Annotated in this window: 19 protein-coding genes, 1 tRNA gene and 1 riboswitch; of the genes, 13 read left to right on the top strand and 7 right to left on the bottom strand. The window is 70.9% G+C overall.

Going from position 1 to position 22,861, the window contains the following annotated elements; translation table 11 throughout:
• A partial coding sequence (locus VF139_15495; protein ID HEX6852800.1) for a hypothetical protein occupies positions 1-541 on the top strand: 541 nt, incomplete at its 5' end.
• On the opposite strand, the gene VF139_15490 is transcribed toward VF139_15495, so the two are convergent.
• From VF139_15490 to VF139_15480, 3 genes are read right to left on the bottom strand one after another with little or no spacing between them, the layout of a single operon-like run.
• The gene (locus tag VF139_15490; GenBank protein HEX6852799.1) at positions 538-1,086 is read right to left on the bottom strand and encodes a YqgE/AlgH family protein; all 549 of its coding nucleotides are present in this window, start codon (positions 1,084-1,086) and stop codon (positions 538-540) included. The two genes, VF139_15495 and VF139_15490, sit on opposite strands and share 4 nt — an antisense overlap.
• A gap of 31 nt (positions 1,087-1,117) precedes the next feature.
• Positions 1,118-2,416, bottom strand: coding sequence for a sodium:solute symporter family protein (locus VF139_15485; protein HEX6852798.1), 1,299 nt, complete (start codon positions 2,414-2,416; stop codon positions 1,118-1,120).
• A gap of 59 nt (positions 2,417-2,475) precedes the next feature.
• Positions 2,476-4,749 carry a TonB-dependent receptor gene (locus VF139_15480; protein ID HEX6852797.1) on the bottom strand — a complete coding sequence of 758 codons (2,274 nt, stop codon included), beginning with the start codon at positions 4,747-4,749 and terminating at the stop codon, positions 2,476-2,478.
• Positions 4,750-4,811: 62 nt separating this feature from the next.
• Positions 4,812-4,909: riboswitch (TPP riboswitch) on the bottom strand.
• 121 nt (positions 4,910-5,030) lie between these two features.
• Here VF139_15480 and VF139_15475 point away from each other — a divergent pair.
• The 3 genes from VF139_15475 to VF139_15465 all read left to right on the top strand — a co-directional run bounded on the left by VF139_15475 (position 5,031) and on the right by VF139_15465 (position 8,498).
• Positions 5,031-5,105 (top strand) — tRNA-Cys (locus VF139_15475).
• Between the two features lie 36 nt (positions 5,106-5,141).
• Complete coding sequence (locus VF139_15470) at positions 5,142-6,239, top strand: hypothetical protein (protein HEX6852796.1); 1,098 nt, start codon at positions 5,142-5,144, stop codon at positions 6,237-6,239.
• Positions 6,240-6,491: 252 nt separating this feature from the next.
• Positions 6,492-8,498 (top strand): Ig-like domain-containing protein, encoded by a 2,007-nt coding sequence (locus VF139_15465; protein HEX6852795.1) that lies wholly within the window; start codon positions 6,492-6,494, stop codon positions 8,496-8,498.
• 88 nt (positions 8,499-8,586) lie between these two features.
• On the opposite strand, the gene glgP is transcribed toward VF139_15465, so the two are convergent.
• A complete protein-coding gene (gene glgP, locus VF139_15460) occupies positions 8,587-10,773 on the bottom strand; it encodes an alpha-glucan family phosphorylase (protein ID HEX6852794.1) in 2,187 nt (728 codons plus the stop codon).
• Between the two features lie 96 nt (positions 10,774-10,869).
• Here glgP and VF139_15455 point away from each other — a divergent pair, with 96 nt between their 5' ends.
• Both VF139_15455 and efp read left to right on the top strand, forming a co-directional pair.
• Positions 10,870-11,637, top strand: a complete 768-nt coding sequence (locus VF139_15455) for a 3'-5' exonuclease (protein ID HEX6852793.1) — start codon at positions 10,870-10,872, stop codon at positions 11,635-11,637.
• A gap of 4 nt (positions 11,638-11,641) precedes the next feature.
• Positions 11,642-12,217 carry an elongation factor P gene (gene efp, locus VF139_15450; GenBank protein HEX6852792.1) on the top strand — a complete coding sequence of 192 codons (576 nt, stop codon included), beginning with the start codon at positions 11,642-11,644 and terminating at the stop codon, positions 12,215-12,217.
• On the opposite strand, the gene VF139_15445 is transcribed toward efp, so the two are convergent.
• Positions 12,192-12,869 (bottom strand): class I SAM-dependent methyltransferase, encoded by a 678-nt coding sequence (locus VF139_15445; GenBank protein HEX6852791.1) that lies wholly within the window; start codon positions 12,867-12,869, stop codon positions 12,192-12,194. The two genes, efp and VF139_15445, sit on opposite strands and share 26 nt — an antisense overlap.
• A gap of 74 nt (positions 12,870-12,943) precedes the next feature.
• On the opposite strand from VF139_15445, the gene speA reads away from it, so the two are divergent.
• Entirely contained in the window at positions 12,944-14,851 is a 1,908-nt protein-coding gene (gene speA / locus VF139_15440; protein HEX6852790.1) for a biosynthetic arginine decarboxylase, read from the top strand.
• Between the two features lies 1 nt (position 14,852).
• Entirely contained in the window at positions 14,853-16,157 is a 1,305-nt protein-coding gene (locus tag VF139_15435; GenBank protein ID HEX6852789.1) for an amino acid permease, read from the top strand.
• Here the strand turns inward: VF139_15435 and VF139_15430 are convergent.
• Both VF139_15430 and VF139_15425 read right to left on the bottom strand, forming a co-directional pair.
• On the bottom strand, positions 16,117-17,241 hold the full coding sequence (locus VF139_15430; GenBank protein HEX6852788.1) for a M50 family metallopeptidase: 1,125 nt from the start codon (positions 17,239-17,241) through the stop codon (positions 16,117-16,119). The two genes, VF139_15435 and VF139_15430, sit on opposite strands and share 41 nt — an antisense overlap.
• Positions 17,238-18,020, bottom strand: coding sequence for a 1-acyl-sn-glycerol-3-phosphate acyltransferase (locus tag VF139_15425; GenBank protein ID HEX6852787.1), 783 nt, complete (start codon positions 18,018-18,020; stop codon positions 17,238-17,240). Before VF139_15425 ends, VF139_15430 begins: the two co-directional genes overlap by 4 nt.
• A gap of 37 nt (positions 18,021-18,057) precedes the next feature.
• Between VF139_15425 and VF139_15420 the strand changes: the two genes are divergently transcribed.
• The 5 genes from VF139_15420 to VF139_15400 are packed head-to-tail and all read left to right on the top strand — an operon-like array spanning position 18,058 to position 22,825.
• Positions 18,058-19,737: a SpoIIE family protein phosphatase gene (locus VF139_15420; GenBank protein HEX6852786.1), complete on the top strand. Its 1,680-nt coding sequence runs from the start codon at positions 18,058-18,060 to the stop codon at positions 19,735-19,737.
• Positions 19,734-20,699 (top strand): alpha/beta fold hydrolase, encoded by a 966-nt coding sequence (locus VF139_15415; GenBank protein HEX6852785.1) that lies wholly within the window; start codon positions 19,734-19,736, stop codon positions 20,697-20,699. Before VF139_15420 ends, VF139_15415 begins: the two co-directional genes overlap by 4 nt.
• Before the next feature lie 22 nt (positions 20,700-20,721).
• On the top strand, positions 20,722-21,141 hold the full coding sequence (locus VF139_15410; GenBank protein HEX6852784.1) for a hypothetical protein: 420 nt from the start codon (positions 20,722-20,724) through the stop codon (positions 21,139-21,141).
• Complete coding sequence (locus tag VF139_15405) at positions 21,138-21,737, top strand: hypothetical protein (protein HEX6852783.1); 600 nt, start codon at positions 21,138-21,140, stop codon at positions 21,735-21,737. The genes VF139_15410 and VF139_15405 overlap by 4 nt, the downstream gene beginning before the upstream one ends.
• Before the next feature lie 41 nt (positions 21,738-21,778).
• A complete protein-coding gene (locus VF139_15400) occupies positions 21,779-22,825 on the top strand; it encodes an HD domain-containing phosphohydrolase (GenBank protein ID HEX6852782.1) in 1,047 nt (348 codons plus the stop codon).
• Positions 22,826-22,861: the final 36 nt, after the last annotated feature.

The raw sequence follows: 22,861 nt of genomic DNA, 5'->3' as shown, positions 1-22,861 counted from the left end.
GAAGTTCATCCTGTGCATCGAGACGGGCGGCATGTTCCAGCGCCTGCAGAGCCACAAGTTCTGGCAGAAGTCGAGCTGCATCCTCGTGTCGATGGCCGGCGTGCCCACGCGGGCCACGCGGAGGTTCGTGCGGCGCCTGTCGGACCAGTGCAAGCTCCCCGTCTACGCGTTCGTCGACTGCGACCCGTACGGGATCTCGAACATCTACCGCACGCTGAAGGTCGGCTCGGGGAACGCCGCCCACATCAACCAGTTCTTCTGCGTTCCGCAGGCGTCGTTCCTGGGCGTGACGCCGCAGGACATCGTCGACTACAAGCTGCCGACGCACCCGCTGAAGGACGTGGACGTGAAGCGCGCGAAGGACGCCCTGAAGAACGACCCGTTCTTCAAGATCCATCGCCCGTGGGCGCACGCGATGGAGCAGCTGGTGAAGATGGGGGTCCGCGCCGAGCAGCAGGCGCTCGCCCGCTGGGGCCTCAACTACGTGATCGACGAGTACCTGCCCGCGAAGCTCAAGGCGACGTCGAAGTTCCTGCCCTAATTCTCGCCGCCGCCGGGGACGATGCGCGCGGGGTCGATGCCGTTGTCGCGCAACACGCGGTCCCACACCTCCTCGACCGGCAGGTCGAAGACGAACCGGGGCGCGGCCGGGGCGAGGATCCACGAGCCTTCCGCGATCTCGCGCTCGAGCTGCCCGGGGGCCCACCCCGCGTACCCCGCGTAGCAGTGGAAACGCGTGCCGGCCTCGCCGCAAAGGCGCGTGAGCGTTCCGGTGGAGGCCGAGACCTGGAGTCCGTCCACGATCGCGCGGCCGTCCGGGTCGTCGTCGGCGCCGAGATACAACACGAGCCCCTGCTCCGGCTGGACCGGCCCTCCGAAGCGGACCCGCTTGTCGGGATCGCCCGCGTACGGGATCGCGTGGTCGCGGCACAGCTCCTGCAGGAGCATCGGGGACTCGCGGTTGATCACGATGCCGAGTGCGCCGTCGTCCCCCTGCTGCAGGAGCAGGACGACGGACTGGCGGAAGTTCGGATCCACCAGTTGAGGGACCGCGACGAGCAGGCTCGGTGCGAGGGTGTTGGGCACGACGACAGTATGGCGCGTCGGCGCCCGGCGCTCAAAGCCGCCGGAAGGCGAGGCCCGCGCCGTGCACGAGGAACGACACGGCGAGCCCCGGGTAGATCGGCTCGATCATCCCGCCGCCCCAGGCGAACGTGGCGAGCGTCGCCGTTCCGGCGAGGACCATCCCCGTCGCCGCGAAGCTCCCGGGCGGGCGCAGCGCCGGGAACAGCGCCCCGGCGAGCGGCGCGAGCAGGACGGCCGTTCCGACGCTGTAGAAGCCGTACCACAGCGACACGACGGACGACGCCGCGAGCGCGAGCGCGGCGGAAGCCGCCGTCGCGACGACGAGCCCGATCCGCGTCCAGATCACCTGGTCGGCCCGACCCCCGGTCAGCCGCCACACGAGGTCGCGCCCGAACGTCGTCGCGCCCACGAACAGGAACGAGTCGACGGTGGACAGGACGGTCGCGAGCATCCCGGCGTAGAACAACCCGAGCAGTCCCGCGGGGAGCAGGCGTTCGGCGAGGGCGGGGTACGCGTCCACGGCCGAGGGAAGGTCGGGGAGCAGCGCGCGCGCGTACAGCCCGGTGAAGGTCGTCATCGCGTCGAACAGGGCGAAGAAGGCGATCGAGACGAACAGGCCCGTCCGCGCGACGCGCGGAGAGCGCGCGGCGAAGCAGCGCTGGTAGAACGTCGGCTCCACGAGCGTCTGCAGCGCGATCACGTACCACGCCACGATGTAGCCGATCGACTTCCCGCCGGTCGCGGTGAGCGCCTCGGGAGGAAGCCGCGCGGCGAGGGCGCCGAACCCTCCGACCTCGACGATCGCCGCGGGGAGCAGCACGAGGAAGCCCCCGTACATCAACGCGAACTGCAGTCCCTTGGTGCCGACGACGCCGCGGAAGCCGCGCGCCGTCAGGTAGACGAGGCAGGTTCCCGCGGCGAGGACGATCGCCGCCGCCTGCCCGATCCCGAGCGCGCGCCGCAGGATCACGCCGAGCATCAGGAAATACGCGGCCGGAAGCGACAGGACGAACACGACGAAGGTGCCCAGCGCCCCCGCGGCGCGTCCGTACGCCCCGTGCAGCAGGTCCGGCACCGTCGTCGTCTCGGAGCGCCGCGCGCGCTCCGCGAAGCCCCAGGCGAACAGCGCGGTTCCGACGTAGTACGGGGCCCCGAGCACGATCCAGTTCGACAGGCCGTGGAGGTAGCTGTACTCGCCGACGCCGAGCACCCCGCCGTACCACGTGGAGACGAGGGTGACGACGAACGCGGGAAGGGTCAGCGTGCGGCCCGCGAGCAGGAAGTCGTCGGTGCGACCGGCCCCGGCACGGGCCGGGCGCAGTCCCAGCACGAGCGTCGCCGCGGCGTAGGCGGCGACGACCGTGAGGTCGAGGGGACCGAGGGCGCCCGTCAGAACTCCCAGGTCAACGAGGCGAACACGTTGCGCGTCGCGGCGGGGAAGAACTCCGTGTAGAAGGCCGTGGCGTCGGGGTCGAGCGGGTAGGAGTATCCGATGGTCTCGTACTCCTCGTCGAGGAGGTTGTCGACCCAGACCCGCAGCGTGAGCTTCCGCCCGAGGTCGACGGCGGCGCGCAGGTCCGCGACGACGTAGGGGGCGATGCGCTTGTCGGTCCAGCCGGGGGCGGCGCGAAGCTCGGGACGCTTGCGCTCGTTCTCGCTGTTGTCCGTGTAGAGCGTTCCGACGCGCCTCGCCCCCGCCTCGACGCGCACCCTCCCGAAGGTCCTCGCCGCGCGCAGCCGCAGCATCGACTCGGGGAACAGCGCGACGCGGTTGCCGCCGTAGTCGAGGGTCGCGACCGATCCGTCCTCCCGTGGGGCGAGGACGCGGTATTCGATCAGCTCGTCGTCGCTGAAGGCGGCGTACCCCGAGAGGTCGACCTCTCCCGGCAGGCGCACCGCGCCTTCGACCTCGACCCCCCGGTGGACCGACCGGCCGGCGTTCTCCGTGATCGGCACGCCGTCCTCGTCGATCCCGCCCGCGAAGACGAACTCGTCCCGGAAGCTCATCCGATAGAGGCTCGCCTTGAGGCGGGTTGCGCCGCGGACGTACCCGACGCCCCCTTCGACGCTCCGAAGGCGCTCGGGGCGCGCGATCGGGTCGGAGAGCTCCCGGGTGCCGGGGTCGTACCGTTCGAATCGCGACGTCGGGTCGTCGAAGGTCTCCTGCGGGTTCCAGACGTGGTTGAAGTACGGCTCGCTCTGCGAAGCCGAACCCTGGACCCACAGCTCCCACCGGTCGTCGACGTTCCAGTGGACCCCCGCCCGCGGGGCGAGGAACGCGTAGGACGCGTCGTAGCGATAGTCCCGGACCGCGTCGTCGCGCATGGCGTAGCGGTGACGGGTCGCCTGCAGCTCCAGGTGGATCCCGACCTTCGTCGTCGGTCGGAGCTGCTCGCGCACGAAGACCGTCGCCGTCGTCTTGCGGTTGTCGTAGGCGTACAGCACCGGCTGCCCTTCGAGCGGCTGCGTCGCCGAACAGGGGTCCTCCGGCGCGCCGGTGCATACCGAGCCCGACTCGACGCGGCCGCGGTGCCGCCCCTCGTGCGCCAGAAGCTCCGCGCCCGCCGTCAGGGTGCCGCGCCCGTGATCCCAGGTCACGCGAGGGATCCAGCCGAGCTGCGTGTTGTAGACCGCGCGCTTGCGCCAGACGTCGGAGAGCGTCGCCTCGGGGTACTCGGGGGTCGGCGGCTCGAACCCCGTCGGGCGGTAGTCGTAGGTGCCGCTGTACTGGAGGTAGTGACCGCGCCCCAGGATCGCGTAGGCGGTGTTCCGGAGGAGCCACCCCTCCCGCAGCCGTCGGTCGTTGTGGACCTGCAGCTGGGGCTGCACGAACGTGTCGGTCTCCCCCGGAACGAGGAAGTTCGTGCGCCGGTCGCAGGATCCCGCGCTCCCGTCCAGACACTCGCGCGGCACGCCGAAATAAGCGAGCTGCGTCTGCTCCGGGCCGCCGAACAGGAGGATCTTCCAGACCGAGTCCTCGTCGAAGCGCTGGAACGCCACCGACCCGATGGTGTGGCGCGTCCACGACGGGTCGCGGTACCCGTCGCTCGCCACCCGGGCGACGCGGGCCGCCCACGCCCAGGGCGTGTTCCCCAGCGGTCCGCCGTATTGCACGGAGAGTCGCGTGGTCCCGTACGAGCCGCCGCCGACCACGAGCCTCCCTCCCGCCTCGGCGGGGACGTTTCCCGTCTCGAGGTTCACCGCGCCGCCGACCGCGGGGGCGCCGTACAGCGCGGTTCCGGGGCCGCGCTGGACCTGGACGCGGTCGAGACTCCCCGCGAAGTCCGCGAGGTCGATGAAGTAGACGGCGCGATTCTCGGGGGTGTTGAGGGGGACGCCGTTGACGTTGACCGCGATGCGCTGCTGGTTGAAGCCGCGGATCGAGAGGTAGGAGTAGCCGACTCCGTTTCCGGCGTCGCTGTAGGCGTAGGCGTTGACCGTATCGCCGAGGAGCATCCCGAGGTCCTGCCCCCGGTGCAGCTCCACGATGCGCGCCGCGTCGAGGTCGGAGAAGCTCGCGGGGCTCTCGCGGTCCTTGGCGACCGTCGAGGAGACCTCGACCGTCTCGACGAGGTCCGTCTCGACGGGCGGCGGCTGGCTCTCGGTCCCGGCGAAGGCGCGCCCGGCGAGGAGCCCCAGGGCGACGAGGAGTGAGCGCTTCATCGCGGCCTCCGGCCGCGTGGGGCTCGATGAACGGGGGCGGGGAAGACGAGGACGAGAGCTTCCTTCGGCCCGTTCCGTCTTCCCTACGCGGGTATGAACCCGATCAGGTTCGAGGGTTTGTTCTCAGCCCGGCTCTCGCCGGACACCCCTAACGGAACCGCACGCACCGTAAACCGCTGCCGGCGCGTCGTCAAGCGTCGTGCACGACGTTTGACCGGGCCGCGGACCCCGCGATATATTCCCCGCCCTTTCTCCAAGGGCTCGGTCCCCGCGGGGCTCAAGGCGGCGTAGCCAAGTGGTAAGGCAACGGTCTGCAAAACCGTCATACACCGGTTCAACTCCGGTCGCCGCCTCCAGCGCCCCGCCCCGAGCGTGAAGGTCCGACGCCCGAGATGTTCGACCGCAAGCCCCCCCCTCCCGCCGGTCCGACCCTGCTCGATCGGGTCGTGAAGAGCCAATGCCGCCGCGTGGCGGTCCTGGGTCTGCATCCCGGAGCGGGCGCTCGGACCGTCCTCTCCGCCCTCGTCCGCGACGTGCACACGCGTCAGTGGCCGATGGCGGTGCTCTCGTCCCCCGGGCTCCCGCTCGAGCCCGACGAGGTCGCGATCCGTCGCTCGGTGATCCGCGTCGAGATGCCCGAAGGGGCGTGGGTCGCGACCGCGGAGGCGACGGTCGCGGAATCCTCCGCCGAGCTCGAGCGCAACGAGACCACCCCCTGGGAAACCCTGCTCGGCCCGATCGGCGTCTACCGCGTGGCGCGCGCGGGTGAGGTCAGCCTGCACGGCCCCACCGAGCCCGAGGCGACGCGCGAGCTGGTCTCGCGACTGTCCGATCGTTCGGGTGGGCTCGTCTTCGTCGAAGGGGGCTGGGAGCGGAGAGCCTTCGCGGCACCCGGGACCTGCGACGGGATCGTGCTCGCCGTCGCCGCCGGATACTCCGCTTCCCCGGAGCGCTCGGCCGCCGCCGCGCGTTACCTCGTCGAGACGCTCTCCGTCCCTCCGTGCGGCGAGGCGGCGCGATCGGCGTGGCAGGAGACGGCCTCCAAGGGAGCCGCCGCGCTCCTCGACGCCCGGGGACGGATGGGCGGCGTCCTGCCGCCGGGGCTGGAGGATCCGGTTCCTGCGCTGCGCACCCCCGACGGGGAACCGGTGTCGACGGTCGTCCTTCCGTTCGGCCTCAACGACGAGTTCATGATCCCGGTCGTGCGCTCCCAGATGCGGTGCACGCTCGTCGTGCGTGACGCCACCCGGCTCAACGTGAGCCCGGTCTACTTCAAGGCGTGGCTCAAGGGGGGCGGGCGGATTCATGTCGTCCACACGACGAAGCTCGTCGGCCTCGCGACGAGCCCGTTCAACCCGTCGGGTCCCGACGCCGACCCCGACGAGTTCCGCATGGCCGTGGCGACCGCGCTGCCGGAACTGCCCGTCCACGACGTCGTGATCGAGGCTCCCGAGGAACCGCGGAAGTCGATCTGGAAATTCTGGGAGTGAGCGCGCGCCCCGGGGATGTGGGCACTAATGCCACAATTCCTGCATTTCCAAAGGTGTCGTTTCGTAATTACAGAAACGATGCCCCGTGGGAGTTGCTCTGCACGCCCGACTTTCTAACTGATTGAAAATAAAGCAATTTCATGGTAGCCCCCCATCGGCTATCCATGGCACGAATTTCGCTGCGTCGCCTCCCTCCGGCGAGGTCGGAACCGAATTCAACCTCGAACCGGGAACGCAGGAGACGCGCAAGCGATGGCCACTCGAACCCGGATTCTCACCGCCATCCTGTTCCTCGCAGCGGCGCTCGCGTCGCCGGCCGTCGCCGGCACCTACTCGGTTGCCTGGGACCCGGTCTCCGATTCCGATCTCGCGGGGTACCGCGTGTATTACGGCGCGTCGGCGGGTTCGTACACCCAGAGCGTCGACGTGGGGAACGTGACCCAGACGACGTTGAACATCGCCGACTGCCAGATGTGGTACGTGGCGGTCAAGGCGTACGACACCGCGGGGAACGAGAGCGCCAGCTACTCCAACGAAGTCTCGGGATGGGCGCGCCCGACGGTGACGGGGATCAGCCCGAACGCCGCGGAGCAGGGGAGAACCCTCTCGGTGACGCTGACCGGGACGAACTTCCGGGCGGGCTCGACGGTCGTGTTCGCGAACGCCGGCGTCGTCGTCAACTCCGTGCAGGTCAACTCCTGCTCCCAGATCGTCGCCAACGTCACGGTGCAGCCGACCGCGGCGGTCGGGACGACCAACGTCGACGTCGAGCACGCCGACGGCGTCTACGGGACCGGCGTGGGCCTGTTCGCCGTTCAGGCGGCGGTCGCCCCCACCGTTTCCTCGACGAATCCGGCGGACGGCGCGACGGGCGTCGCCGTCTCCGTCGCCCCGACGATCACCTTCAGCGAGGCGGTGGCGTCCGCGTCGATCAACACGACGACGATCCGCCTCCTCGACGACACGGGTGCCGCGGTGGCGCAGGCGGCGGGATCGCCGGCCTTGTCCGCCAACGGGCTGACCGCGACGATCACCCCCGCGGCGGCGCTCGCCCAGAACCGGCTCTACCGCGTCCAGGCGGTGGGCGGCGCCACCGGCGTCAAGGACCTCGCCGGCAACGCCCTCGCGACGACCTACACGCACGCGACGGGCTTCCGCACCGTCGCCGATACCGGAGCGCCGACGATCTCGGCCGTGACGGCCACCAACGTCGCCGCGACGACCGCGCGGATCACCTGGACGACGAACGAAGCGTCCGACAGCCAGGTTTTCTACCGGACGCAGGGCACGACCGCGTGGCAGCAGACCGCGGTCTACCCCTCGATGGTCACGAGCCATTCGGTCGATCTCCAGGGTCTCGCCCCGGAGACCGTGCACGAGTACTACGTCCGCAGCGCGGACGCCGCGTCGAACGCCTCGCAGTCCGGGACGCAGACCTTCACGACGATTGCCTCCCCGTCCAGCTACCTCCGCTTCGAGGCCGAGGCCGGCACGCTCGTCGCGCCGATGCGCACCCAGACCGGTTCGGGCGCGTTCAACGGCGGTTGGATCGACACGCCCTCCGGGACCGCGACCGGCAGCGCCTCCTCCCCGGCGGGACGCGCGACGTACGGCGTGAACGTGCCGACGTCCGGCACGTGGTACCTGTGGCTGCGCGTCTACGCCCCGTCGACTTCGGGCGACTCCGTCTTCGAGACCATCGACGGCGCGGCACGCGGGTCGGTGGTGGCGCCGAGCACCGGCGCCTGGGTGTGGGTTGCGGGGCGGTCGTACACCCTGAGCGCGGGGCTGCACACCGTCGAGGTCGGCGGCCAGGAAGCCCAGGCGCGGGTCGACCGCGTGCTGATCACCAACGACGCCGCGTTCGTCCCGACGGAGCAGCCGGTCGGGGACCAGACCGCGCCGGCTTCGGTCACCGCGTTCAGCGCCACCCCGGGCGGCGGCCAGGTGACGCTCAACTGGACGAACCCCGCGAGCGACTACCAGCGGACGATGATCCGCTACCGCACCGACGGTGCGTTCCCGGTCAGCCCGGTCGACGGCTTCCTCGTCACCGATCGCGCGGGCACCGCGGGCGCCGGCGACAGCTTCGTGCACGGCAGCCTCTCCGCCGGCACGACCTACTCCTACTCCGCCTTCGCGATCGACGCGTCGGGGAACGTCGCGACGCGCTCGACGGCTTCGGCCACTCCGACCGACGTCACGCCTCCCGGCAGGGTCCAGAACGCTCGCCGGACGGACAAGAAACCCCGCCCGTAACGACCGTTCCGCCTTCCTTCCGAGCCGCGGGGCCCCCGGGCAAACCGGGGGCCCCGCGTGTTTCAGGGGACATTCCCGACGCGGTGCCTCACGGCGACCAGAGCGACGCCTCGTCGGCTTCGCCTCCCGGACGGCTCGCCGGAACGTAGGCGCGCAGCGCGTACTCTCGGACCATCCGCTGCGTGGAGAATCGCGGGGCGAGCTTGCCGATCGCCCGCTTCATCCGGCCCACCCACTCGACCGGAGTCCCGGAGGCGTCGCGCCGGTAGAAGACCGGGGCGATCTCCTCGGCGAGCACGCGGTAGAGCGAGGCGGCGTCCTCGCGATCCTGCTGCTCGGGATCGCTGTAGTCCTTCGCCTCGCCGACGACCCAGCCCGTCGCCGCCTCGTACCCCTCGCACCACCAGCCGTCGTACACGCTGCAGTTGAGGCCGCCGTTGGCCGCCGACTTCATCCCGCTCGTGCCGCTCGCCTCGAGCGGGCGGCGCGGGGTGTTGACCCAGACGTCGACGCCCTGCACGAGGAATCGCGCGATGCGCATGTCGTAGTTCTCGAGGAACACGATGCGCCCCTGGAACTCCCTGGAGATCGAGGCGTCGAAGATCGTGCGGATCAGCTCCTGGCCGGGTTTGTCGGCGGGGTGGGCCTTCCCGGCGAAGAAGATCTGCACGGGCCGATCGGCGTGGCTGAGGATCGAGCGGAGCCTCTCGGGGTCGCGGAAGAGCAGGTCCGCGCGCTTGTAGGTGGCGAACCGCCGGGCGAAGCCGAGCGTGAGGTGATCGGGATCGAAGATGTGGTGGACGCGGCGAAGCTCCTCGGGGGAGCGTCCGTGGCGCGCGAACTGGGCGAGCAGCCGGTCGCGGGTGACGAGGAGCAGGCGGTTCTTCTGCGCCTGGTGGGCGGCCCAGACCTCCGCGTCCGGGATCGCCAGCACCGCATCGAGGAATCCGGGATCGAGGAGGTGATCGAGGTAGTCGTTCCCGAGGTGGCGGCGAAGCAGCTCGCCGGTCTCCGGACCCATCCAGGTCGGCGTGTGGATGCCGTTCGTGATGTGTCCGATGCGCGCCTCGGCGCCCGGCGCCTCGGGCCAGAGGAACCGCCACATCGCGTCGGCGACCTGGCCGTGCAGCTTGCTCACTCCGTTCCGGCGCGAGGAGGTGCGGATCGCGAGGATCGTCATGTTGAAGACGGGATCGTCCTCTTCGGGCTTGGCGAGTCCGAGGCGAACGAACCGTTCCAGGTCGGCGACCGATCTGCCCCACCCGGCGAGCTGGTTGCGCACGAGCTCGACGTCGAACGTCTCGTTTCCCGCGGGGACGGGCGTGTGGGTCGTGAACACCGAATCCTCACGGATGCGATCGAGCGCGGCCTCGATCCCGATCCCGTCGCGCATCACCTCGCGCGCGCGCTCGAGGTTCACGAGCGCCGAGTGCCCCTCGTTGAGGTGCCAGACGGCGGGCCGGATTCCCAGCGCCTTCAGGGCGCGGAACCCGCCGATCCCCAGCGCGAGCTCCTGGTAGAAGCGCATCTCGCGTCCGCGGACGTACAGCACCGAGGTGATCGGGCGGTCGGCGGGGTCGTTCTCGCGCAGGTCGGAGTCGAGGAGGAGGATCTGCACGCGTCCGACCTGGACCTTCCAGACGCGCAGCCACAGGTCGCGGCCGGGGAGCTCGACGGAGACGCGCAACTGCTTGTTGCCGGGTCCGGCGACGGGGAGCACCGGCAGCCGGCGCAGGTCGTAATCGGGGTAGAAGTGCTGCTGGCGGCCGTCGGAGTCGACGGTCTGCTGGAAATAACCGCGGCGGTACATCAGGCCGATCCCCACGAACGGGACCCCCAGGTCGCTCGCCGACTTGCAGTGGTCGCCCGAGAGGACGCCCAGTCCGCCGGAATAGACGCCCAGGCATTCGTGCCAGCCGAACTCGGTCGAGAGATAGGCGACCGGATCGCCGTTCCGGTCCGGAAAGGTCCGCGGAAACCAGGCGGTCGCCTCGCCTTTCATGTAGCGGTCGAACTCGTCGACGACCGCGTGGTACTCCGCCATGAAGCTCTCGCTGGCCAGGAGGGTCTCCCAGAGGTGCGGCTCGATGGTCTGGAGGACCTCGACGGGGTTGTGGGTGCGAAGCCACGCGGCGGGATCGACGCTGCTGAACAACAGGTGGGCGCGGGGGGACCAGGTCCACCAGAGGTTGTAGGCGAGATCGTAGATCCTCGAGACCTCCTTCGGGATGTCGACTTCGGCACCGGGAAGGGTCGGAATGCGCGCAGCGCCCATGCGTCCTCCGTCCCGAACGGCGTCGGCCCGTCCGGGGGGGCGGCACTATAAACCGGCCCTTGCCGCCGGCGCCGGACGGCGGCTAGCCTCTAGCCCATGCGACTGCGCCTGACCCGACCGATCTGTTTCTTCGACCTCGAGACGACGGGGACGGACCCCGCGCGGGACCGCATCGTCGAGGTCGCCGTCCTGCGCGTCGACCCCGGCGGGGGCTCGGAGTCGCGGACCCGCCGCATCCATCCGGAGCGACCGATTCCGCCGGACGCCACCGCGATCCACGGGATCCGCGACGAGGACGTGAAGGACGCGCCGGTCTTCCGGCAGGTCGCGCGCAGCCTGCTCGAGTTCTTCGCCGACGCCGACCTCTCGGGGTTCAACGTGCGGCGCTTCGACGTCCCGCTGCTCGACCGCGAGTTCCGCGACTGCGGTCTCGATTTCGCGCTCGCGGGGCGGCGGATCGTCGATGCCATGGGGGTGTTCCACCGGAAAGAGCCGCGCGACCTGGCCGCTGCGGTGCGGTTCTACCTCGGACGCGAGCACGAGGGAGCCCACGGGGCCGAGGCGGACGTCCGCGCGAGCTTCGAGGTCCTCGAGGCGCAGCTCGCCCGTTACGACGACGTTCCCGACACCCCCGAGGCGATCGAGGCGTGGCTCCAGCCGCCCGCCCCGCCGGGCGCCGCCGACCGGACGGGGAAGTTCGTCCTGCGCGACGGCCGGCCGGCGTTCAATTTCGGCAAACACCGCGGCCGTGCCCTCGCCGACGTCGCGAGCGAGGCCCCGGACTACCTGAAGTGGCTGCTGCAGGGAGATTTCCCCGAGGACGCCAAGGCGCTGGTGCGCGAGGCGCTCGGGAGGAGAGCCTGACCCGATGATCTCGACCTCCGACTTCAAGAAAGGCGTCCGCATCCTCGTCGACGGCGACCCGTACGCCGTCGAGGACTACACCGTCCAGACCCCGTCGGCGCGCGGAGCGGCGACGCTCGTCCGCGCGCGCATCCGGCACCTGGTGAACGGGACGCTGGTCGAGAAGACCTGGAAGTCCGGGGAGAAGTTCGAGGAGGCCGACGTCGTCTACAAGCAGGTGCAGTTCCTCTACGGGGACGGGGAGTCCTGCCATTTCATGGACCTGCAGACCTACGACCAGGTCGCGCTCCCGGACTCCGCGCTCGAGGAGACGGTGCCGTGGCTTCGCGAGGAGATGATGCTCAGCGCGGTCGTCTGGAACGGCTCGATCGTCGGCGTCAGCCTGCCGCAGTACGTCGAGGCCGAGGTGGACATGGTCGGCGCCGGCGCGCGCGGGGACACCGCCAGCGGCAAGACCCTGAAGGACGCCGTGCTCAAGAACGGCGTCACGATCCGCGTGCCGCTGTTCGTCGAGGCGGGGGAGTCGGTCGTCGTCGACCCCCGCACGCGCGAGTTCATCCGCCGCGCGCAAAAAAGCTGACGAGCCGTTCCGCCCGGGCCAGATCCGGCGCGCGCGCCGGGAGCCCCGCCAGCCGCCGGCGCTGGCGCTCCCAGTGCCTTCGCGCGGCAGGATCGCGGCGGGCGAGGAGGACCGGCCCCGCCGCGAGGGTGTCCCCGGGCTCGAGTCCGCCGAACGCGGGGAGCCCGAACCCCCGCTCGAAGGCGATCGCCGCGTAGAAACGCCCCGCGTCCTCGGCCGCCGCCTCGTCGACCACCGCGAAGCCGCGCTCGAGCATCGTGGCCCGCACGCGGTGGGGCTCGGTCTGCGGCTGGACGACCAAGCGGCGGACGCCGAGCTCGTCCAGCCGGCGCCGGTCGAGGATGCGCAGGAGGGTCGCGGCGCCCATTCCCGCCAGAACGACGACGTCGAGGCGATCGCCGGGGGTCAGCGGCGAGAGGCCGTCGCCCACGCGCCAGTCGACCTCTCCGCCCGCGGCCCGTGCGGTTCTCACCACGTCCGAGGCGACGACGAAGCTGGCGCGAGCGCTCCGGAGCAGCTCGCGCGCGAGCTCGCCGTGGTCGCAGCCCACGTCCGCGACGCGGCTCGCTTCGGGGACGAGCGACGCGACGGCGGCGAGGCGCGGCGAAACCCGCGCCGGGATTGGAGTTGCGCTATTGCGGTGGGGGGACACGGCTCTATAATCCGGCGCGGCGTCCGGTCGCGAGCACGAACGCGAAGCGGGTCCCGGCGCGGAGTGCACAAGGGATGAACGTTTCGGCGACCGAGCGTTTCACCATTGACGACGCCCTCAATATCTACGGGCTCGACGGGTGGGGCAACGGCTATCTCGCCGTGGGCGAGGACGGCCACCTGCTGGTCACTCCGCAACGCGACCCGGCCCGCGCCGTGGACGTCTTCCGCGTCGTCGAGGACCTCGTCAAGCGCGGCTTCAAGACGCCGCTGCTGCTGCGTTTCCCGCAGCTGCTCGAGGGCCAGGTCAACGAGCTCGCGCAGGCCTTCTCCAACGCGATCCGCGAATACAGCTACGGCGAGCGGTACCTCCCGGTCTTCCCGATCAAGGTCAACCAGCAGAAGTCGGTCGTCGAGGGGCTCGTCCAGAGCGGCTGGAAATACGGGATCGGCCTCGAGGCGGGTTCCCGTCCGGAGCTTCTCGGCGCGACGGCCCTTCCGACCCCTCCCGAATCGCTCGTGATCTGCAACGGCTTCAAGGACCAGGAGTACCTCGAGGCCGCCTCCGACGCCTGCCGGCTCGGCAAGCAGGTCGTGGTCGTGGTCGAAAAGCCGTTCGAGATCGACCAGATCCTCGACATCGCGGCGAAGCAGGAGTTCCTGCCGAAGATCGGGATCCGGATCCGGCTGCAGTCCAAAGGCTCCGGCCTGTGGGAGAAGTCGGGAGGGTTCGCCTCGAAGTTCGGCCTGACGACGCTCCAGCTCCTGCGCGCGGTCGAGCGTTTCCAGGCCGCGGGGCTGGGGAAACGCGTCGCGCTCCTGCACTTCCACATCGGGAGCCAGATCACCGACATCCGGAAGGTGAAGAACGCGGTCCGCGAGGCGGCGCGTATCTACGCGAAGGTGCGCAAGCTCGGCGTGGACGTCTCGTACCTCGACGTGGGCGGCGGGCTCGGCATCGACTACGACGGTTCCAAGACCTCCTCCGACGCGTCGGTCAACTACACCGTGCAGGAGTACGCGAACGACATCGTCTTCGGGATCCAGGAGGTCTGCGAGCAGGAGCACGTGCCCGCCCCGCGGATCGTCAGCGAGTCGGGGCGCATGCTCGTGGCCTATCACGCGATGCTCATCACCGACGTGCGGGGCACCGTGCGCGGCCTCGAGCCCGACCCGCCGACCCTCAGCGGCCGCGAGGCCCAGGTCGTGCAGGACCTCGCGGAGATCGCCCGCAAGATCTCCGTGAAGAACTACCGGGAGTTCTACCACGACGCGATCGAGTACCGGGACCAGATGTACTCCCTGTTCAACCTCGGCATGCTCGCGCTCGACGAGCGGGCGAAGGGGGAGATGCTCTTCTGGGAGATCGCCGCGAAGGCGGTGCGATTCTCCAAGACCGCGAAGTTCGTCGCCGACGAGTTCCAGGAGATCGAGGGGAAGCTGCACGACAAGTACATCTGCAACTTCTCCGTCTTCCAGTCGCTCCCCGACCACTGGGCGCTCGACCAGCTCTTCCCCGCGATCCCGGTCCACCGCCTCAACGAGATGCCCTCCCGCAAGGCGACGATCGCCGACATCACCTGCGACTCCGACGGCGAGGTGGAGAAGTTCGTCGACCTGAAGGACATCAAGGAAGCGCTCGAGGTCCACGACCTTCGCCCCGGCGAGCCCTATTACCTCGCGTTCGTGCTCGTCGGCGCCTACCAGGACACGATGGGGGACATGCACAACCTCTTCGGGCGCGTCCACGAGGCCGAGGTGATCCTCGACCCGCGCGGGAAGGCGGTCGTACGCGACGTGCGCCGCGGCGAGACGGCGGGGGAGACCCTCGCCTGCTTCGGCTACGACGGGGAGGAGATGCTCGAGATGGTCGAGAGCTCCGCCCGCGAGCGTATCAACGCCGGGCAGATGAGCGAGGACGAGGCCCGCGCGTTCCTCGACAGCTTCCGCTCCCGCCTCTCCCGCTACACCTACCTCGAGTAGCGTGAAGCGGCACCTCGGCGTCGCCGACGCCGCCGCGCTGTTCGTCGGCATCATCCTCGGCTCCGGCATCTTCGTCGCCCCGGCGACCGTCGCCGGGGCGGTCGCCTCACCCGGCGCCGCCGCGCTGCTGTGGCTGACGGGGGGTGTGGTCTGCCTCGCGGGGGCGACGACCTACGCCGAATGCGCCCGGAGGCTCCCGTTCTCCGGAGGGTTCTTCGTCTTCTACCGCGAGGCGTTCGGCCCGGCGCTCGCCTTCGTCGGCGGCTGGACGGCGCTCGCGATCACCTACCCCGCCTCGATCGCGGCGATCGCGCTCGTCTTCGCGGCGTACGCGGGGCCGCTTTTCGGCCTTGCCCCTTCGCCGTGGCTCGCGGCGGGAGCCGTGGTGCTGGCGGCGCTCGTCAACGTCGCGGGGCTGCGGACCGGTCCGGCGGTCCAGAAGTCGCTCACCGCGGCCAAGGTCGCCGCCCTCGCCGCCTTGTGCGCGGCGGCCTGGCTTCGCGCCCCGGCGCCCCCGCCGCCGGCGGCGGATCTCCCGCTCGACGCCGCGGCGGTCTTCGGGGCGATGCTTCTCGTGTTGTGGACCTACGACGGCTGGTCGGACGTCACGCTCGTCGCGGGGGAGGTGCGGGATCCGGGACGGGGGCTCGCCCGCGCGATCGTCCTGGGGGTCGCGGTCCTCGCGGCCGTGTACGTTCTCGTCCAGGTCGCGACGTTGCGCCTGCTCCCCGCGGGGCTGGCGGCCGCGTCGTCCCGCCCGGTGGCCGAGGCGGTGGAGGCGGGCCTCGGCCCGCGCGCGGGCTCGTTCGTCGGCGCGCTCGTCGCCCTGTCGACGTTCGGGGCGATCCAGGCGGCGGTGTTCACGACCTCGCGCCTGGGGTACGCGATGGCGCACGGCGAGGCGTTCCCCGCCTGGTTCGGCGGGCTGCACCCCCGTTTCGGGACGCCGGCGCGGGCCACTTCGGTCGTTGCCTCGGCGATCGTCCTCTACGTCTTCGCCGCTCCCTTCCGCGACCTCGTCGGGTACTTCACGTTCGCGGTGTGGATCTTCTACGGGACGACGGCGTTCGCGCTCCTGCGCCTCCGGCGGCGGGGAACCGGGGGGACGGCGCCGGAAGGGCCCGCGGTCGCGGCGCCGTACGTGGTCTTCGCCGTCGGTGCGGTCGTCACCGCGAGCCTGACCGCGCAGGACCCGAAGCGCGCGGCGATCGGTCTCGCCATGCTCTCCGCGGGATTCCCGCTGTACGCCCTCTGGCGCCTTGCGGTCAGCCGGCCTTCGGCGCCTCCGCCCGCGCCACCTCGATGAACTCCGCGAGGTTGTCGAGGGTGATCATCCCCACGAGCCGCCCCTGGTCGAGGACGAGGACGGGGTCGCCCGGGCTCGCCTGAAGCGCCGCGAGGACGTGGTCGAGCGAGTCCGACGGCTCGACCATCGCCGGCTCGCGGTGCATCACGTCGAGCACCGCGGCGTCCTTCCCCTCGCGCGCGAGCGCCTTCAGGAGCGTCGAGCGCGGGAGCACTCCCGCGACGCGCGCCCACGCGTCGAGGACCGGGAAGTCCTGCTGATGCGATGCGAGCAGCACTTCCGCCGCGCGTCCGAGGGTGTCCTGGGGGACGAGCGTCTCGAAGCGCGTGATCATCGCCTCGCGGGCGCGATGCCCGGCGACCGCGGCCTTGCGCTCGACGAACGCCGCCTCCTGGGTCGCGCCCAGGAACACGAACAGGGCGATGAAGAGCAGGATCGGATTCCCCGTGAATAGGCCGACGCCTCCGAACCCGAGGGCGACCACCTGCGCCACGCCGGCGGCGGCCCGCGTCGCGCGCGATTCGCCCAGGCGAAGGGAAAGCGCCGCCCGGAGCACCCGCCCGCCGTCCATCGGGAAGGCCGGGATCAGGTTGAACAGGAACAGCCACAGGTTGGCGAGGGCGAGGTTCCCCAGCAGCGACGCTCCAGGAGAGATCGTCTGACCTTCCGCGAACCCCGCGGGGAGCGTCGCCCCGAACAGCGCGACCATCGCGAGGAACAGGACGAGATTCACCGCCGGCCCCGCGAGGGCGATCAGGATCTCGGCGCGCCCGCCGGGGATGTTCTCGAGACGCGCGATCCCCCCGATCGGGTAGAGCACGATCTCCTGCGTCCGGACCCCGAAGCGCCGCGCCATCAGCGCGTGGCCGAGCTCGTGCAGGACGACGCAGACGAACAGGAGGAGCACGAGCAGGAGGTTCCCCGGGATGCTCTGCCCCGCGGCCGACGCCGACCAGGCGACGAACGCGATGATGAGCAGGAAGGTCGCATGGACGCGGATCGGAATGCCGAAGACGCTCCCGAGCCCGAACGACCACGGGGACGCGGGCGCGGAGGGGGCGCGTGCTCCGCCGTCGTGGCTCATGCCTCGTCTCCGACCGTCTGTCGCACCGGCTGGAACGCCGCCGCCACCCGGTCGCGCAGCTTCCGGGCGAGCTCCTTCCGGTCGTCCGAGCGCAGCGCCGGCCCGTTGAAGTGCACGGTCGCGGTGACCCCCGAAAGGCGCATCAGCCGGGTGATGTGCGGGACGAACGGCGCGCGGTCGTACCAGCAGACGGTGACCGCGGGAGGGAGGTCCTCGAAATCCGGAGCGTCGTAGCGGAGGGTCACCGCGTGGCACGGGACCCCCGTCCGCGCGGCCGCCTCGAGCAGCGACGGCATGAACGGGTGCACCTCGATCCCCCGGGTGCTCTTCCCTTCCGGGAACAGCGTGAGCGACAGTCCCGCTTCGAGCCGCTCGACCATCTCGCCGGCGACCCGAACGACGTCCTTCGGGCGATCCCGGTCGACGAACAGGGTTCCCGCGCCGCGCGACATCCAGCCGAACATCGGCCACGACCGGATCTCGCGCTTCGCCACGAACAGGCTCGGCGCGAGCGAGCCCAGGATCATGATGTCGAGATACGACAGGTGGTTCGAAGCGAGCAGGAACAGTCCGTGCGGCGGCGTCCCCTCGACCCGCACGCGGATCCCGAGGATCACGCGCATGCAGCGTCCCCAGACCCAGCAACTCCAGGCCCCCACGCGCGACGCGGGGCGCATCGCGCCGAAGGTGAGCAGCCGGACGGCGCCGGGGACGGCGGCGCAGACGGCGGTCGCGAGGATCGCTCCCGAGAGCCGAACGAAAAGGCGTAACGACGTCACGGTGTTATTCTAGCGAACCGTATCCCGGGGATCCCTGATGACACCTCAACTCCTCGTGCTCCGTCCGGACGGTACCAGTCAACGATTCCCCCTGAGCGGGGAACGCGTGCGTGTGGGGCGTTCGACCCAGGACAACGAGCTCTCGTTCCCCGAGGACGGGAGCCTGTCCCGGTGGCATCTCGTGTTCGCCAGGGAAGGGGATGCCTGGTTCGTCGAGGACCTGAAGCCCAAGAACCCCACGCTCGTCAACGGGAACCGCCTTGCCGGGCGCCATCGCCTCCGCTCGGGGGACCGCCTGAGCGCGGGGAAGATCGTCTTCCTGGTCGAGGGAGGTCCGGTGCCGACCGAGTCCTCCTCCGGGGCGGTGGTCTTCGTTCCCGGTGAGGAAGAGTCGGCGCCGCTCTCCGCGACGGTGATGACCCGCCTCGACGGGATCCTCTCCGGGGAGGTGACCCGTCCGGGGACGCGCAGCGGACCGGCGCTCCCCTCCCGTCGGCTTCCGATCGAAAACCCCGCCGTCGCGGCGATCGTGCGCGCCTGCCAGGAGCTCCCCGGGCAGCGTCCCCTTCCCGACCTGTTCCAGCTGATCCTCGATCTCTCGATCGACGCCGTCGGCGCCGACCGCGGGGTCGTCATGAGCCTCGAGGGGGAGGAGCTCGTCGTTCGCGCCGTCCGTGGCGACGCCTTCCGGATCAGCACGACGGTCCGGGACAAGGTCCTGCACGACCGGACCTCGATCCTCGTCCGCGACGCGAAGGCGGACGAGATGTTCCGCAATCAGCAGAGCATCATCGGCCAGCACATCCGCACGATGATGGCGGTCCCGCTCCAGACCCGGGAGCGCGTGCTCGGCCTCATCCACGTCGACTCCCGTTCGTTCACCCAGGAGTTCACCCCGGCCGACCTCGAGCTGCTCACCGTGCTCGCGAACATCGCCGCGATTCGCATCGAGCAGGAGCGCCTGAAGCAGATCGAGGTCGCCGAGCGCCTGATGGCGCGCGACCTGGAGCAGGCGGCGCGCATCCAGCAGCGTCTGCTCCCGCAGGCGGTTCCCGACGTCCCCGGTTTCGACATCGCGGGCCGCAACGTGCCGTCGCGCACGGTCGGCGGCGACTACTACGATTTCTTCCGTTATCCGGGCGGCCAGTTCGCGTTGCTCCTGGGCGACGTCTCCGGGAAGGGGATGCCCGCGGCGCTGCTCATGACGAGCCTCAAGGGAGGCGTCCAGGTGCTCGCGGAGATGCACGGCGACCCGTCGAAGCTCATCCGCGCGCTCAACCGGGTGGTCTGCGCCAACTTCCCCGCGAACCGGTTCGTGACCCTCTTCTTCGCCGCGCTCGATCCGGCGACCGGCACCCTCACCTACTGCAACGCCGGACACAACCCGCCTCTGCTGCTCCGCGCGACGGGCGCCGTCGAGTCGCTTCGGGGCGGCGGCGGCATCCTCGGGTTCGATGCCGACGGAACCTTCGAGTCCCGCACCTGCGAGCTCGAGCCGGGGGACGTCGTCGTCCTGTACAGCGACGGCGTGACCGAGACCACGAGCCCGTCCGGCGAGGAGTTCGGCGAGGCGCGGCTCGCGGAGGTGGCGCGCGAGGCCGCGACGCTCTCGGCCGCGGAGATCCTCAAGCGGATCGATCAGGAGGTCGGGACGTTCGGCGCGGGCGCCCCTCCCGGCGACGACATCACCCTGCTGGTCGTGCGCAGGAGCGCGTGAGCGACGCGCTTCAGGCCTACCGGCCGCCTCTCTGGCTTCCCGGACGCCACCTGCAGACGATCGTTCCGTCCGTGGTCGCCGCGCGACCCCTCGAGGGGAGGCGGGAGACGCTCGACGTCCCCGTCGCGCCCAACGCGACGGTGCGCTGCGCGGTCGACCGCTCCCCGGGGCGGACGACCGGGACGCTCCTCCTGATCCACGGCCTCGGCGGAAGCGCCGACGCGCCCTACATCGTCCGCACCGCGCGACACGCCCTCGGTCGGGGCTGGACGACGGTCCGGATGAACCTCCGGACGTGCGGCGGGACGGGGCGGCTATCCGCGACGCTGTGCAACGCGGGGCAGGGAGACGACGCCGGGGGCGTGCTCGCGGCCCTCGACCGGGAGGGGTTCCCGAGGCCGTTCGTCGCCGCCGGCTTCTCCCTCGGAGGGAACCTCGTCGCCCGCTACGCGGCGACCTCGGGCGACGCATGCGTCGCCGACGCGGTCGTGGGGATCAACCCGCCACTCGACCTCGAGGGGTGCCTTCGCGCGCTGGAGCGCCCCGGAAACGCGATCTACCACCTCCATTTCGTCGTGCTCCTGTGCGTGCAGGTCGGGCGGCTGCGGCGCCTTCGACCGGTCGCGGGGCCGTCGGCCTGGCCGTGGCGGATTCGGACGTTGCGTCGCTTCGACGACGGGTTCACCGCCCCCGATGCGGGGTACGACTCCGCCTCGGCGTATTACGCCGCCGCGAGCGCCGGCCCGCTCCTCCCGGGGATCCGGCGGCCGACGCTGATCCTTTCGGCCGAGAACGACCCCTTCGTCGACGTCGCGACGCTCGAGCCGTTCCGGAACCGTTCCCCCCTCGCGCGCTTCGCACATCCCCGCGGGGGCGGGCACTGCGGGTACTGGCAATCGGGGCATCCGCGCCTCTGGGCGGCTGCGGCGATGCTGGACTGGGTGGACGCCGCGCTATCCTGACCCGCTCCCGGAGGGACCCCGCGTGTTGTCCGTGTCCCGACGCCATCGACTGCTGTTCGGCGCGATCGTGTGGAGCGGCGTGGGGCTCGGCCTCGGCCTCGCGGGCACGCGCTGGCTCGTGCTGCACGGCGGCGGATGGCGGTGGCCGTCGTGGGCGGCGGCCGTCGCGGTGGGTATCGCGAAGGGGCATTTCCTCCTCGCGCCGCGCGCGGCGGCGAACGCGCGACGTATCGCCGCGTCGGACCGGGTGCGGCCGCTGACCGAGGCCTTCAGCGGCGCCGCGTGGATGCTCGTGGCGGGGATGATGGCCCTGGGATGGACGTTGCGGCACTCCGGGATTTCCTGGGGGATCGTCGGCTGGATCTACGCCGCGGTGGGCACGGCGTTGCTGACGGGGAGTCGGCAGGCCTGGCTCGGCTGGGCGCGGGAGGGTCGCGAGTGAGCGCTCGTCGGAGACTCTGGACCGCGGGGGTCGCGGGGGGCATCGCGCTGTTCGTGTGGGGGTTCGTGACCTGGACGCTCGTCCCGCTGACGAGCGGCGCCTTCCGAACGCTGCCGAACGAGGATCGGGTTGCCGCCGATCTCAAGGACCGCGGACTCGGCGCGGGGGTTTACGTCTTCCCGGGGCTTCCCGACCTGCGCGGCATGTCCGCCGAAGAGAAGGCGGCGGCGGTGCGCGCACGCGAGGAGAAGCTGCGCCGTGGCCCGGTCGGGGTGCTCGTCTTCGACCCGCAGGGGACGACGCCGAACCGGATGTTCTGGCCGCTCGCACGGGGGCTCGCGTTCGCCCTCGCCGCGGCGGGATTCTCGGGATGGGCGTTGTCGCGCGTCGGGCCCGCGTCCTATCTCGGCCGGGCCGCCTTCGTCCTCGCGCTCGGCCTGTTCGCCTGGGCGCTGGGCCCCGGGGCGCAGTGGGCCTGGTTCAACTACCCGTCCGATTACCTTCTTGCAACGCTCGTCGACGGACTCGGCGGTTGGTTGATCGTCGGGCTGGTCCAGGCGGGACTCCTCCGGCGCGGAGAATCGCGAGAGACGTGACAAGCGATCCCCGCCGCCTATATTGGCGGCGGAGGACACCCTTGGCCGACGTCTTGCTGGTGGGCGGGAACCGCGATCGGGCCGGGGGCCTCGTGGCGTTGTTGCGCCAGGACGGCCACCGCGTGGTCCCGGTCCGCGACACCGCCGTCTGGCGCGAGCGGGAAAGGGAAGCGGCTCCCGACCTTATCGTGGTCGCGGTCGAGTCCCCCGACGACGTGCTCCGCGTCCCCGGCCGCACGGCGCGCGGATTCCCCGCACCGCTGCTGTTCGTGCAACACGACGTCGATCCTTGGCGTGAGATCGAGCTGGACGACCGACTGGTCGACCGCCTCCAGAGCCCGTTCATGGCGGAGGAGTTCCTCGGCCGCGTGGATGCGCTGGTGCGGGTCCGTCGCGTGGTGCTGCGGGAAGCCCCCGATGGGAGCGAGGCGCCGGCGCAAGGCTGGAAGGCGGCGGTCCACCGATTCACCGCGGCGATGCGGACGCGGGTCCCGCGCTTCGAGAAACCTCCCGCGCCCTACCTCGAGGTGGCGGCGCGCGTCGCGGATTTCGCCGACCGTCGCGACGGCTTCGAGCCCGGCCACGCCGAGCGCGTGACCTCGTTCTCCGCGATGATCGCCGACGAGCTGGGCCTACCCGACTCCGCCGCGACGCCGCTCCTGCGGGCCGCGATGCTGCACGACATCGGCAAGGTGGCGCTTCCGGTCGAGATGCTCCGTCAGACCGGCCCTCTCGAGGAGCGCCAGATCCGGCTCCTGCGGACCCATGCCGACCGCGGCGCGAAGATCCTGCGTGCCCTCGACGACGACGAGAGCGTGGCGGAGGCGATCCTCTACCACCACGAGCGCGTCGACGGTCAGGGGTACCACGGGCGCCGCGGCGACGACATCCCGCTCGCGGCGCGCATCCTCGCCGTCGCCGAGTCGTACGACGCCATGACGACGTCCATGGTGCGGGCGAAGATGTCCGGCGAGCGCGCGCAGGGGCTCCTGCGCGAGCATCGGGGCGAACAGTTCGACGGCGCGTGCGTCGACGCCCTCTGCAAGGCGCTCAAGCCCGCGCGTTCGACCATCCCGTTGTCGAAATAGGGGTCAGGTGGAAATAGGGGTCAGGCCCCTTTTACT

Source organism: Candidatus Polarisedimenticolaceae bacterium, from assembly GCA_036376135.1.
In the GTDB taxonomy this organism is placed as follows: domain Bacteria; phylum Acidobacteriota; class Polarisedimenticolia; order Polarisedimenticolales; family DASRJG01; genus DASVAW01.
The sequence above is the reverse complement of the archived record's forward strand: the minus strand, read 5'-3'. Positions and strand labels throughout refer to the sequence as shown.